The organism is Mesorhizobium sp. M7A.F.Ca.MR.245.00.0.0, from assembly GCF_003997415.1.
Taxonomy (GTDB): Bacteria; Pseudomonadota; Alphaproteobacteria; order Rhizobiales; family Rhizobiaceae; genus Mesorhizobium.
The window spans coordinates 1-12,727 of the sequence record NZ_RZTE01000072.1 but is presented as its reverse complement, the minus strand read 5'-3'; the positions used below and the strand labels follow the sequence as shown (position 1 = coordinate 12,727).

Annotated in this window: 10 protein-coding genes and 1 pseudogene; 2 read left to right on the top strand and 9 right to left on the bottom strand. The window is 58.0% G+C overall.

All coding sequences use genetic code 11. The features are described from left to right. From EOB80_RS34920 to EOB80_RS33545, 5 genes are all read right to left on the bottom strand, one after another. Positions 1–217: hypothetical protein (locus EOB80_RS34920; RefSeq protein WP_206516864.1), on the bottom strand; the 217-nt coding region annotated here is incomplete at its 3' end. After that, the gene (locus EOB80_RS33560) at positions 214–1,167 is read right to left on the bottom strand and encodes a lysylphosphatidylglycerol synthase transmembrane domain-containing protein (RefSeq protein ID WP_127332268.1); all 954 of its coding nucleotides are present in this window, start codon (positions 1,165–1,167) and stop codon (positions 214–216) included. The genes EOB80_RS33560 and EOB80_RS34920, both read right to left, overlap by 4 nt. Before the next feature lie 2 nt (positions 1,168–1,169). Continuing rightward, complete coding sequence (locus EOB80_RS33555) at positions 1,170–2,084, bottom strand: autotransporter domain-containing protein (RefSeq protein WP_127332266.1); 915 nt, start codon at positions 2,082–2,084, stop codon at positions 1,170–1,172. Between the two features lie 185 nt (positions 2,085–2,269). Further along, complete coding sequence (locus EOB80_RS33550; protein ID WP_127332264.1) at positions 2,270–4,315, bottom strand: DUF2298 domain-containing protein; 2,046 nt, start codon at positions 4,313–4,315, stop codon at positions 2,270–2,272. Next, positions 4,312–5,040, bottom strand: a complete 729-nt coding sequence (locus tag EOB80_RS33545) for a glycosyltransferase family 2 protein (RefSeq protein WP_127332262.1) — start codon at positions 5,038–5,040, stop codon at positions 4,312–4,314. Before EOB80_RS33545 ends, EOB80_RS33550 begins: the two co-directional genes overlap by 4 nt. Positions 5,041–5,232: 192 nt before the next feature. Between EOB80_RS33545 and EOB80_RS33540 the strand changes: the two genes are divergently transcribed. Beyond that, on the top strand, positions 5,233–6,372 hold the full coding sequence (locus EOB80_RS33540; protein ID WP_281058148.1) for an FAD-dependent oxidoreductase: 1,140 nt from the start codon (positions 5,233–5,235) through the stop codon (positions 6,370–6,372). On the opposite strand, the gene EOB80_RS33535 is transcribed toward EOB80_RS33540, so the two are convergent. Both EOB80_RS33535 and EOB80_RS33530 read right to left on the bottom strand, forming a co-directional pair. Next, positions 6,351–7,994, bottom strand: a complete 1,644-nt coding sequence (locus EOB80_RS33535; protein ID WP_127332258.1) for a hypothetical protein — start codon at positions 7,992–7,994, stop codon at positions 6,351–6,353. The genes EOB80_RS33540 and EOB80_RS33535 overlap by 22 nt on opposite strands. A gap of 305 nt (positions 7,995–8,299) precedes the next feature. After that, on the bottom strand, positions 8,300–9,487 hold the full coding sequence (locus EOB80_RS33530; protein WP_127332256.1) for a glycosyltransferase family 4 protein: 1,188 nt from the start codon (positions 9,485–9,487) through the stop codon (positions 8,300–8,302). A gap of 60 nt (positions 9,488–9,547) precedes the next feature. Here EOB80_RS33530 and EOB80_RS33525 point away from each other — a divergent pair, with 60 nt between their 5' ends. Continuing rightward, positions 9,548–10,462: a class I SAM-dependent methyltransferase gene (locus tag EOB80_RS33525; protein WP_127332254.1), complete on the top strand. Its 915-nt coding sequence runs from the start codon at positions 9,548–9,550 to the stop codon at positions 10,460–10,462. Here EOB80_RS33525 and EOB80_RS33520 read toward each other — a convergent pair. Further along, positions 10,455–12,071 carry a GMC family oxidoreductase N-terminal domain-containing protein gene (locus tag EOB80_RS33520; protein ID WP_127332252.1) on the bottom strand — a complete coding sequence of 539 codons (1,617 nt, stop codon included), beginning with the start codon at positions 12,069–12,071 and terminating at the stop codon, positions 10,455–10,457. The genes EOB80_RS33525 and EOB80_RS33520 overlap by 8 nt on opposite strands. A 27-nt stretch (positions 12,072–12,098) precedes the next feature. Continuing rightward, positions 12,099–12,727: pseudogene (locus tag EOB80_RS34710) on the bottom strand (aldehyde reductase); the annotation flags it as partial.

The following is a 12,727-nucleotide window of genomic DNA, read 5'->3' as shown; positions in this document are numbered from 1 at the left end:
CGGTAGGGGTGACGGTGTCGGTGGGCGTGTTGGTTGGCGTGTTGGTTACGGTGGGCGTAGCGGTGTCGGTTGGCGTGTTGGTTGCGGTGGGGGTGACGGTGTCGGTCGGCGTGTTTGTTGGCGTGTTGCTTTGCGCTTTGACGGCTGTCCCAGCTGCCAGCAGAAGCGCGGCGCACAGGCCTGCACTTACAAGAAGATTGAAAAGCCGGGCGCTCACGTGCGTTTTCTCCGTAGGATCATGAGAAATCCGGCTGCCTGAGTTACAAGGACAAAAAGTCCATAGGCGACGGAAGATAGCACAATCTTGTCATGGTCTAAGCCGAGATGGGTAAACGCGTTTACCAACGCGAATTCGCGCAATCCCCAGCCCGCAATCGAAAAGGGCAGAACCGACGCGAGCAGGACGGCTGCAAGCACGGAAATCGTCGGCAATATCGGCGCCTGAGCGCCCAGCGCATGCGCAATGACGAGGAACATGGCGATGTTGGCCAGATGCCCCGCCATAGCCACGGGAACCATAATCAGCAGGCTGCGCCAGGAAATGCCGGTAAGCACCATCGTCGACAAACGCTGGAAGATGCTCAAGCGCCGCGAAGTCCACCATGCCAGTAAACCAGATGCGATAACAGCAATCACGATGACTATTGAAGTGATCATTGCCGGATAGAAGAGGGCGGTGCTCAACATCGGTGCCGCCGCCAGACAGACGACGAGCAGCCCAAGCACGCCATAAAATCTGTCGACGATCACGGAGCCTGCCGCAGCCGAGGCCGGTATGCCCCAGCGTGCCAGCAATGTTATCCGCACCGCATCGCCGCCGACGACCGATGGCACGAGCTGATTGACCGCCAGTCCAACCCAAGTGAAAGCGCTGAAATCCGCCATTGAAGGAACGGTCGGCGCTTCTGTGGTTGTTGCCACGATGTATCGCCAGCGCCACGCGAGCGTGAACACGATCACCCCCGACAACAACAAGCATGTCGCGATGCTACCCGGGCCGATGGCGGCGAGATCGCGCCAGGCGAATTCGTCGGAGGAAAGCCACATTGCGGCGGCAAGAAGCGTGCCGGACAGAGCAACGCGCGCCGCCACCATCGCGATATCGGCAGACGGCCAGCGAGTCCGGGCGGTCATGCCCAGTGCGCTGAGTGTCGCTGCCCTGGTCACGCTTAGAACCCCTTCGAGAACTTGAATCCGCCATCAGCGCCCTGGAAACCGTCCTCACCACCGAAAACGCCGGCAACCAGCGAGAGTTTACCTGACAGGAATTCGATATCTGCCCCTATTCCAAGCCTGCCAGAGATCTGCTGGTCTTCAGGCGTTACTGCTCCGAACGAAGCTGCGAAATCGGTATTTTCAAGAAAATTCACGTAGCCTGTGGCCTGCACATATGGCGTTAGGCCCGGCAGCTTGGTGCCCAGTTTGAGATCGGCCAGGCCGGTGAGAACCGTAAAGCCCGAACCAGGAACGGCGGCAAATGGACTGCCGCCCGAATATTCCTGATAGGCGTCGTTGTCCTGCCGAATGTATCGCAGCCCCGTGCCGTATGCGATGAAATAGTTGGCGGAATTCAGAGTTCCCTGCAGTTGCGCGTCGACGATATAGCGCATCGCGTCGTATTCGCCTCTATAGGTCCCCCCGGACCTGGTCGTCCGGTAGTTCAGCCACTCGGCGCCACCGAGGACGCTAAAATCGAGCGTGTCATGCAGCTTGACGATGACGCCAGCCAGCCCACCGACACCGCGATTGTCCAGTGTGCCCTTGTTGTAGTCGAGATCGCCGTTTCCGTGCTCAGCAATTAACGACGCGACTACGGTGACGTTCGGGGAGATTTTGTGCGCTATGGCAAGGCTTCCGAACACAGAGGTGAAATCGAAGCCGAAGCCATTCGGGGAACCTTCGACGTAGCGAACGCCGCCGCCGAGCGAAATGCCCCACTCACAGGGATCGCGCAGCGCCTTGGCATCGGCGTTTGCGTGCCCCAGATAATTTTGACAAAGATCAAACAATGCCGCGTCACGCGCGGTTATTGCGGTCGTGTCGATGAGCGACGTCGCAACAGCCTGGTCGATTCGCGATTGCACGGCAGACGCGGATCCCGGCACATTGCGAGCTTCAGCGGTAGCCGTTGCCAGCAGAAGCAGCGCTACACATACTCCAAGCCACCACCAGCTTTGCCTGTTCCAAACCCTGCCCAACCCGGCCCCCGTCCAAATCAGTGCGCGAACGCAAATAACCATAACGTAACATTACCAAAGGTAAACCCGGATCAGTTCGCGCAACTGGCTGGTTCCACCTGAATAATCATTGAGTTGCCGCTTTGCACCACAATTGACCCAAGCTGCCTGAAAATGTCAGCATTGATACCTGGGAACACCTCGCGCTCGACAGTGCCGATCGCCACATGGGTAACCCCATAGGTTGCGACCAATGCACAGGCTTGCCTCAAGGTTGTGGAATTGTAGAACGCCGCGACTTCATCATATCGGCGATAGGCGCTGGAAATATCGCCGCGCCAAAGCCATTCGTGTCCGCGCCAACCGACAATCGTTGGAACGCCTGAGAATGCAGAAAGCCTGCTTTTCTGGGTGAAGCTGTCGCCCGGCGCTTCCACCAGGATGATTAGACGGTCTGAAGGCTGCGAACGAAGCCAGTCTATCAGCGCCATATCGTCATGGCGACTGCGCACTATGAAGCCGGTACCGCTGAGGGTAAAGGTGCGCTCACTCATCGGGAAAACCCGATATCGGTAGATGTCATCGGCATAGGACAAGGTCGCCAGCAATGGAGCCGCAAGAACGAGCGCAGCCACAGCGGCGATCACCCCTTTCCGTTGCAAAAGAAGGCCGATCAAAATCATGCTTGCCATCATAGCAATTGGCTGCGCCTCGAAGGCGAGTTTGAACATGGTGTTCGCACGCCTGTTATCCGCACCGTAAATGTCTTTGACATAGACGATTTCCGGGAGGGCGATCAGGCAAAGCGCGCACAGAGCCAGCAAGGCTCCAACTCTCCAGCGGGGGTCGCGGCCGAAGGCCACGAACAAGCCAACCAGAAGAATCAGGCAAGGTAGCGCGATATGACCGTAAAGGACTGCCAGTTGCCAGAACGGAGTTCGCCCGTCCATCCAGCGCAAGGTTGATGCGATCGGTTTGAAGCTGACCAGAAATGGAGAGGCGAGCACCAAGGCAAGGCCGACAGTCACCGCGGCAGTCAGGGAAAGCTTGACGAAAAGCCTTAGCCGGCGGCCTTTGCGGTGCGTCAGCAAAAGGAGCCCTGTCAGCGGCAACAGCAAGCCGTAGGACACCGCATCCCAGCTGTTGCTCATCGCCGAGATCGCGAAAAGGAGTGCCAGGATAATGATCTCTCGCCAGCGAAGGCCATAATGTGCGGCCGCCCCTGTTTCGCGCTCGACGATGCGAGCAAAGATCATAAGGATCATGAACGCCACGGGCAGATTCAGGACATGTGCATGCAAATCGCCGACACCGAAGCCGTAGGCTGGCATCTCGGTGAAGCCCCTGTCATCGGTTAGTGGATCGAAGCCGACGAAGCGCGTGGAATCCGGATAAAAGAAGCCGCGGCTGTAAGTCGTCGGCGACAGCGCGCGGAAAGGTCCATAAAGGACGCTGTGGAAGTTGCCGCCGAATGCCACAAGTGATGCCGCCACGAGCCCGCACACAACCGAGATACGGTCGTTCATCTTGCCCAGGCACCCACGGACAATCCGGTAGGTCAGCGATACCGCAAAGGCGAACACGGTTGCGACCATCAAGTTGAAACCGTGATCCGCCGGCACGCCACTCAACTGAATAAGCCATGCCGCAGCGACGTGACCAAAATAATAGTAATTGATCGGCTGTCCCATCCACCAAGGGTCGGGAGGTGGCATCGACGAGGCCCGCAGCGCCCCGTTGATGAAGCCGAAATCCATAAACTTCTCGAGGCCCTCAATGTCGGCCGCGCTACCCTTGATGAGAATGCCGACCATCAGGAGGGTCAAAAAGCCGAGCTCCCACTGCACAAGCCTTTTGATTGGCGGCATTCGAAGCTTTGTTCGAAATGTTAGGGCAAAAACTGCCAACAGCCCAAGTAGACCGGTTATCCACCCATATCGCCAGAATGGGATGCCTGCGACGGCTGCAAGCCACCCGCAATAGGCGCCGACCAGCCAGGCGAGAGGCTTTGCGGCCAAAAAGCCGAAATCGTCATCTTGCGGAAATAAGGCTGCCGCCAATGGCCATGCAAGCAAGCCGCATGCGCTTATTGTAAACCAAAACAGAAGCGCCGACCCGACGCTTGCCGCATCGATCATTGGGCTGGGACTGCCGCGTTTTGCTTTTTCATGCGTTTGCGATAGTGAGCTATATCAGCTGCACCTTCGCGCGAAAAACGCACGAGCCTGCGCAAATTGAGCGTTGAGTGGCCGTGAGGGCGCTTTTGGTGCATGACGGGCACTTCGATTGCACGTATATCGCGACGATAGAGTATATGTGCCGCCAGCAAAACAGACGGAACCCAACAGTCGTCACGCATCGTTTGGCTCGCTTGCAACCAAATCTGTCGCTTCACGAGCTTGTATGGAGCGCCCGCATCGCCTACCGCCGTACCAAGCTGCAAACGCAACAGCAACCGCATAAAAAACGAAATAACAAGGCGATGCAATGGATCGTGACGCGGTCGCCTCAGGCCTAGTATGGCTTCGTATTCGGGCGTCATTGCCCAATGCTTGGCAAACTCAGCGAGCGAGACCTGGCGGTCGCTATCGAGAACGAACAGCCATTCGCCTCTCGCTTGCTCCAGGCCGTTGGCGAGGGCAGGGCCATGGCCCTTGTTGACCTGGTTCAGCAGCCTGATTCTGCTATCGCGCTGAGCGACGTCGTTTACGATCGCGGCCGTGCGGTCGGTGCTGCCGTCGTTCACAACGATTATTTCAACATCCGTCACGACAGCGACGACGTCCTTGAGGACGTCGTCGAGTGCCCCTTCGATATTCTGCTCTTCATTGTAGGCAGGAATGATCACGGACAGGATCGGCATGAACAGCACACCAAAGACACAACTGGCCGTCAGCGCGCTATGCGACCTCCCGGCAATGAAACGCCGGCTATTGCGGCGGCTAGTGATCGTGCCTTTGAAGGCTCGACCACAGACACTGAGGTTGCTATCACAAGCTTAGAGAAAAGCACAACAACATTAGACAGCAGGAAGCGCTTGGGAAGAGTTTTGGTTGTGGGTGCCGGCTTCAGCGGGGCGGTTATCGCCCGCAAACTCGCCGAAGCCGGATTGTCTTGCCTCGTCGTTGATGAGCGTGATCATCCGGCAGGCAACTGCCACACGTCGGAGGACGCTGAAACCGGCATCATGATCCATCGTTACGGGCCTCATATTTTCCACACCGACGACGATGAGATTTGGGCATTCGTCGCAAAGTTCGGAGAGTGGATGCCTTACCGTCATTCGGTTTTTGCCACGGTCGGCGGCGAGGTTTATTCCCTTCCCGTCAACCTGCTGACTATCAATCAGTTCTTCCGCAGTGCAATGGTGCCTGCGGAAGCAGAGGAATTCATCAAGACCTTACAACCGCCGATCGCAGATCCCGCGAATTTTCGTGAGCAGGCGCTGTCGATGGTCGGCGAGCGGCTTTATGAAACGTTTTTCCGCCACTACACGGAAAAGCAATGGGGCGTTGAACCGGAATTGCTGCCGGCCAGCATTCTCAAGCGCCTGCCGCTGCGGTTTTCCTATGACAGCAATTATTTTCATCATCGGCAGCAGGCGATGCCGCGCGACGGCTACACAGCCATCGTCGCTGCCATTCTCGACCACCGAAACATCGAACTTCGGCTTGGCGTTGCTTCCGAAACATTGACCGAGACATTCGACCACACCTTCTACAGTGGAGGGATCGACCGGTATTTCGGCTATTGCCTTGGCGACCTGGGCTATCGAACGCTGCGTTTCGAGGAAGTTCGCACCACCGGAGATGGCCTCGGCTGTCCTGTCATGAATTTCCCTGACCCTGGTACGCCGTGGACACGCATGACCGAGCACCGGCACCTGTCGCCCTGGCGGAACCACAGATCGCCGGTATCGATTATCTGGAAGGAATATGCGCAATCGGCGGTCCGTGGCAGTGCGCTGTTCTACCCACTTCGCCTGGCCGCCGATGAGCGGTTGCTGGAGGCTTATGTTGGATTGGCGCGGCAGCGCCCCGGAGTGACCTTCTTCGGGCGCCTCGGCAGCTATGCCTATATCGATATGGACGCTGCGATAAGGCGCGCTATCGACACCGCAGCCGTCGCGGTCAGAGCCTTAACCAGCGGGAACTCGCCGCCTGCCTTCGTCCATCAGCCTTTGGGTAAGGCTTGAAGCAGCGTCGTTTCCACTTTCTTGCCGTCGAAGCAGGGCTGCTTTCGGTAGATCTCCACTGTCGGGTGATCGTAGACGCTCCATGGCTCCTGAACACCGGTGTCGTCAAACTGGAAGCCTGCCACAGGGTAACCTAACTTCGAGCGGTAGATCGGTTCAAAGCAGAGGCTGCCGTCTGCCAGCATCGCATAATAGGCGGTCGACATTGGGAAGCGGTTTTGGAGATCGATGATTGGCTTACGCATACGCTCGCTCGAGATAATCAACAGATTGGCATGGTCGAGAACCCTTGCGATCTGCAGAGCCTTCTCTCGCGTGTCGGGCGCTTCAAGACCAAGGACTGAAAAGACGAAATGGTCTTCCAGTCCTGCCCACGTCAAGTCCTTGGAGCCCGGTAAACGGACATTCACCGGAAGGCCGTCGTCCCAATTCGTCTCGTTAGCGAGTACTGTGCCCTTGTCGGTGTTCAGCCATAGCCACCGGGAGGCGGCAACGCGACTGTTGGTCGTGGTATGTAGGGTCACCATGCCATAGCCCCAGATGCATGCCATGCCAATGCAAAGCACCGCGACTGCGCTGGTCCATCGCTTCGAGAACATCGCTGCGAAAGCCAGCGCCGACAGGACGCAGAATGCGGGCAGGGCAGGGGAGACGTAGCGTAAGGCCGGGTTCGGAACTGTAAGCCAGTAGAAGGCAAAAACCGCGGTGGCCGCCACTAAGGGTAGCAAGCTCGGCCAGAGCGCCCGATCGCGCACAGCCACGATGGCGCCGATGCCAACGGCAAACGTTGTAGGCAAACCCAGGCCCCAAAGAGCCAGGTCGGCAAGAGCGTTCCTTGGTCCATAGCCCCCGAACCATTGCCAGTTCGGAGGGAAGCCTTGATCCAGCACCAGCCTGCTCATCTCCTTGTAACCCTTGATAAAGTTTTCGGTGGGGACAAGGCCGAAGAATCCAGGCCCTTGGAACGTGAAAGGGCTGGCGAGCCGGAAAATGAGGCCAGCGGCAACGAAGCTCAGCAACAGGCCTGTCAAAAGATCGGCTAAATGGCGCTCCCTGCCCGCTCGCACGTAACGTGCGATGACGGCGAGGCACGTTGCTCCAACAAGCGCAAAGCCTGGAATTTTGCAGGCGGCGGCCAAGCCGGCAAGGCCTCCCGCGACAAGTGTCCAGACAAGAGCCGAACGGTGGCCCTTCGTTGTCACCACCAGCGTCGCGGCTAGCAGACACCAGATAGCGGCCGATGTCAGCCACACGTCGACGGTGAAAAAGTTGGACTGTTGGATTGCCGATGGCAGGAACGCATACAGTGTCGCAGCGCACAGGCCGGCGATCGAATTTCGCACCAAAAGGCCAGACAAAAGGAACACTGCCAGGATGGTATACGCGTCGATGGCGGACCCGATAATCCGTGCCCGTTCCATGACCTGGGGCCAGCCATCATCCGCGGCACGCGACACCAGGCTAAGGACAAGGTGCGGAAACTCGCCATAGACGTAAAGGCCATTTTTTCGGCGCGGATCAAGGGGCGATTTGCCGGCGGCAAACCATGTGTCGCTGACAGACAGTTCTCCGGGCTTGAATTCGTCGAAGGCTCGCATCGATTCCATAACGACGGAAACCATGTGGCGCTCATCGGGGTGAAGGTTGGCCCCCTCGTCCCAATTGGTGCCCATCAATCTGAGCATTGCACCAAAGGTGATGATTGCGAGGCACGCTGCGGCGACGAATGCCTTCGTGCGCAGTCCAGACGGACCTATAGGCGTTGAGAGGGATGCCAGAGTGATGCTCGACTGTAGAGGCAGTGTTGGGCCATGATGTGCCAGACAACAGTTGCCCCGCAACTGGAAAATCAGCATGCGAGTTGGTTGGCCCTCGCGGTGCCCGCTTTTGGTGGGCGCGCCGCCGAGTTGGTATGTCTTGAGCTGCGCTATGTCGCCTGTAGCATTTCGACGTATGGAGCACAGGCGACTTCATCGCCAAAGAGCCTGTCCAAGGATGCTGGGTCCAACTCATGTTCAGGCCCGTTGGTAAGCACGTCGATTAGGGCGGAGGCGAGTGCCTTTGGGTTACCTGGCGAGAAGAGCCTGCCCATCCCCGTACGCTCAACTGGAACCCGCATGCCGGGAAGGTCGGAGGCGACGACTGGAACCCGTCGAAGCATGGCCTCAACCTGCACCAGCCCGAAAGATTCGAGCCGGTCCATGCTGGGCAATACCAGCACGTCGAGGCTCTGGTAAATTTCTGCGAGGGGACGCCCCGTCAGCGTTCCACGATATTGCACCGTCCCCCCTGATGCTTCCGCCAATTCGAGGATGTCGCGCCAATAGGTTTCGCCGACGACTTCTGACGCAGGGCCGATCAGATCAATTACGAAGGGCGCATCGAGTTCGCCTTTCAGATGCGGAATTGCGTCGAAAAGGACCTCAAGGGTTTTCTGTTTAGCGATCCGCCCGACATAGCCTATGCGGTAGACATGCCCTGCGGCCTTCGGAAGCCCCTTTCTCGGCGGGCAGACTTCGCCCGGAAACAGCTTTAGGGCTATCGGAAGCGGCGCAGTCTTTACCTTCGAGCGGAAGATGCGGCAAAAGGTTGATTGCGCGGCGTAATCTTCCGATACCACCTGAACGGTGTCGGCGCAGGCACCGGCGATAAGATGGGGGATGGCGGCAACCGCGCGCATGAGGCGGTCGGTAAGGCGCGCCTTGCTCATGCAGCAGATGTAGCTGACGATCAGTTTGCGTCCGCGCAACTTCGCCACGATCGCGACAGCTGCTGCGTCTAGGCAAGGCAGATGCACATTGACCACATCGATGTCATCGAGCGAACGCCACAGGTCCATCGCATAGGTGGGCATCACCAAAGCCTTGCCCAATCTAAAGATCGCGCGAGTACGGACAATTTCCAGGCCATCGACCGTGTCATGGCGCGGGGCATCGTCAGGAACGCGGCCGGCAAATACCTTGACTGGAAAACCGAGACTTTTGACGTAGAGCGCCACTTCGTGTGCCGACAGGGTTAGGCCGCTCACATTGGGGAGGTGGTAGGTAAGACAAAGCGCAAAACCCTTGGCTCTTCCAACCGCACTCCCGCTTCCATCATTTTCAGTGTATTTCACTTTTTTATCTCGCGGACTAGATGTGCCTTGCCCCGGGTCGAAGATGAGGATTGCGGCGGAATGCAGGGAATGAATAGCGGCAGGTCGATTGCCGAGCGGATATTTCAGAACGAGGCGGATCCGGCTTTCCGACGTCGGGCGATATGGATAGGTTCCAATCTTTGGGACCGTTTCCTAGGCCAGCCGTACAGTCTTCTGGATATCGGTTGCGGCCGTGGATTTTATTTCCCCCTCTATCATTCGCTAGGCGCCGAAATCGTGGGCGTGGAACGAGACGCTGAACCACTTTCCACAGCGCGGCTTCAGGCTGAGCGTTTCGGCGCCGTCGTCCAGGATGTGTCCGCCGACCATCTGCCCTTTCCGGATGAAAGCTTTGACGCTGTCGTCATGTCGGAACTTCTCGAACATCTTCCCATGCCTATCGCCGCCCTGAAAGAAGCGCGCCGCGTCCTTCGCCCTGAGGGGTTGTTGCTGATAACGGTTCCCAACGCAAACTATCCTTTCCTGTGGGACCCGATCAATTGGTTGCTCGAGCGCACCCTTGGAACGCCTATCCGCACGGGACTGCTCTCCGGAATATGGGCGAATCATGAGCGTCTGTACGATCATGAACTCTTGCTCGGCGAGGTTGAAGCTGCAGGTTTCGATATCGGACAAGTCGTAAACCACACCCACTACTGCATGCCCTTTGTCCACAATATCGTCTACGGGCTTGGGAAGCCGCTGCTCGAAAAGCGGCTGCTTCCGCAAAACTGGGCGCAAAGCGCGGAACGCGGCACGGGAGATTCGAGTGCACTTCACCGCTTCAATCCGGTGTCGGCCGGTATCCGACTGATCCACTGGTTTGATCGCAAGAACAAGGACGCCGAATCCGAAACGATTTCGACGCTGAACATCTGCGTAATGGCCACTCCGGTCCAATTGATTGCCGAGCCTCAAAGCGAGCTATCCGGTATTCCGCCCGCAATCAGCTGAGCAACATCACTGCGGCTTTCTCGCCGATCATCATTGTTGGAGCGTAGGTATTGGCGGACGGTATCGTCGGCATGATCGAAGCGTCGGCAACGCGAAGCTTTTCGATCCCATGTACGCGCAGTTGATCGTCTACGACACTCAGGGGATCGCCGTCCGGACCCATCCGAGCCGTGCCGACAAAGTGGCAGCCAGCGGTCCCGGATGCGCGGCAAAAGGCGAGAATCTCTTCGTCCGTACCGGGCATGCTTGGTGGCTGGATCATTTCGGAAAGGACCGGAGCCAATTCTACGCGGGTCAACAGCGTTGATATCAACCGCATTCCGGAAATCATGGTCGTCTGATCGGCCAGAGCCGCAAGGTAGTTCGGCTGAATCTCGGGATCGACAAACATGTCCCTTGTCAGCGCCCGCACATATCCCTGACTTTTCGGGCGATGCTGCCACCAAGCGCCCGTTACTCCCGCAAGGCTGTCAAGATGACCGGCGCGATTCCGGCCAAAGCTGCCGGGGGTGAACATGCATTGCAGATCGGGCCGCGACAGCTCAGGGTCGGAGCGGCAGGAGAGAAAGACATGCGACGGCGAAAGCGTCAGCGCGCTTGGTCGGCCAAGCATCCATCGAACTCCTTCAGCCAGCAATCTCGGGCCGCGCGCTATCTGATTGAGCGTCGTCACGCCATCTCTTGCCCGCATCACGATGCGGGAGACAAAATGATCTCTGAGATTTTCGCCGACTCCGGGGAGGTGGTGCACAACCGGCACGCCGATCTTTGCAAGCATTTCTCCATCGCCAACGCCTGACACCTGAAGAAGCCGGGGCGTGTTGATCGCTCCGCAGCAGAGGATGACCTCGCGCTTCGCCATCACAGTTTTTTCAACTCCGCCTCGCGAACGCACATAGCGGACACCGATCGCCCGCTGCTTGTCGAACATGATCTGGACAGCACGCGCTCGCGTTTTCAGATCGATGCTGCCGCTACGCAGCGCCGTTCGCAGCATCGCGATCGCCGGCGTCGCGCGCCAACCGCGTCGCACCGTCTGCTGAACATAGGCGACGCCTTCTTGCGTGCCGCTGTTATAGTCTGGGTTCCAATCCCATCCCGCCCCTTGGGCAGCTTTGACAAATGCGTCCGATGTATGATGCGACCAGCCCACGTCGCCCACCGTGATCGGGCCCGCGCGTCCGCGAACCGTATCGTCGCCAAACCCGATGCGCGTTTCGCTTCGTTTGAAGTAAGGCAGCACATCGCGGTAGCTCCATCCCGGAAGACCCAGCGACGCCCAGTAGTCGAAATCCTCAGGCTGGCCCCGCACATAGATCATCCCGTTGATGGATGAGGAGCCGCCAACGATCCGGCCCTGATAGAGCGGAAGGGCCTGGCCTCCGGGAATCGGCTGCGATCTGAAGTTCCAGCCGATGGAGGGCTGTGTCAGAGCCTTCACATAGCCTGCCGGGACCCGCACATCTGGCCTGAGGTCGCCAGGTCCTGCTTCCAGCACGCACACTGTAATGCCTGGTTCTTTGGCAAGTCGGGCGGCCAGAAGAGAGCCTGCGGTACCCGCGCCAACGATCACGTAGTCGAAAGTCTCGGAGTCCGGCCGAACGCCCATGCCAACCTGTTTTCCGATCTCAAATTCCTATTTTACAAGTTTAAGCCTTAGCAGACTTTCACAGGTCGCCATGATTGCCTCTTCGTTTGATCGAGGCGACCATCCAAGCAAGGAGCGCGCTTTTTCATTGCCAGCGCGCCTTTCTTTGCCGAGATCAGATGTCACTTGATTTGCCGCAGGACTGACCAAAGCGAGAAGTCGCATCGCCCAGTTTGGCATCTCAAATCGCGGCGCTTTTGCTCCATGAGCACCCAGCCGCGACCTGAGCACCCGGGCTATCTCGTATATGCTCATTGTTTCACCCGCTATTGCAACGAACCGCTCGCCATTTGCTGCAGGATCGGTCATAGCGCGAATGTGTAGATCGGCGACGTCGCGGACGTCCACGATCCCGTAGGAAAGCTTCGGAGCTAACGGCAGATTTCCGTCCAGCATACGTTGGATGAGTGAAATTGACGGAGAATAGTCGGGGCACATGACCGGCCCCAATATCACCGTCGGGTTTACTGCTGTAAGCTCTGGCCCACCTTTTTGCCTCACAAAATCCCAGGCATCTTTTTCGGCTAACGTCTTCGATCTGACGTAGGCGGTAAGAGTGGGAATGCTCAAGTCACTCCAATCGGCCTCAGTGAATTCAGCGGTGTCCATATCGCGAG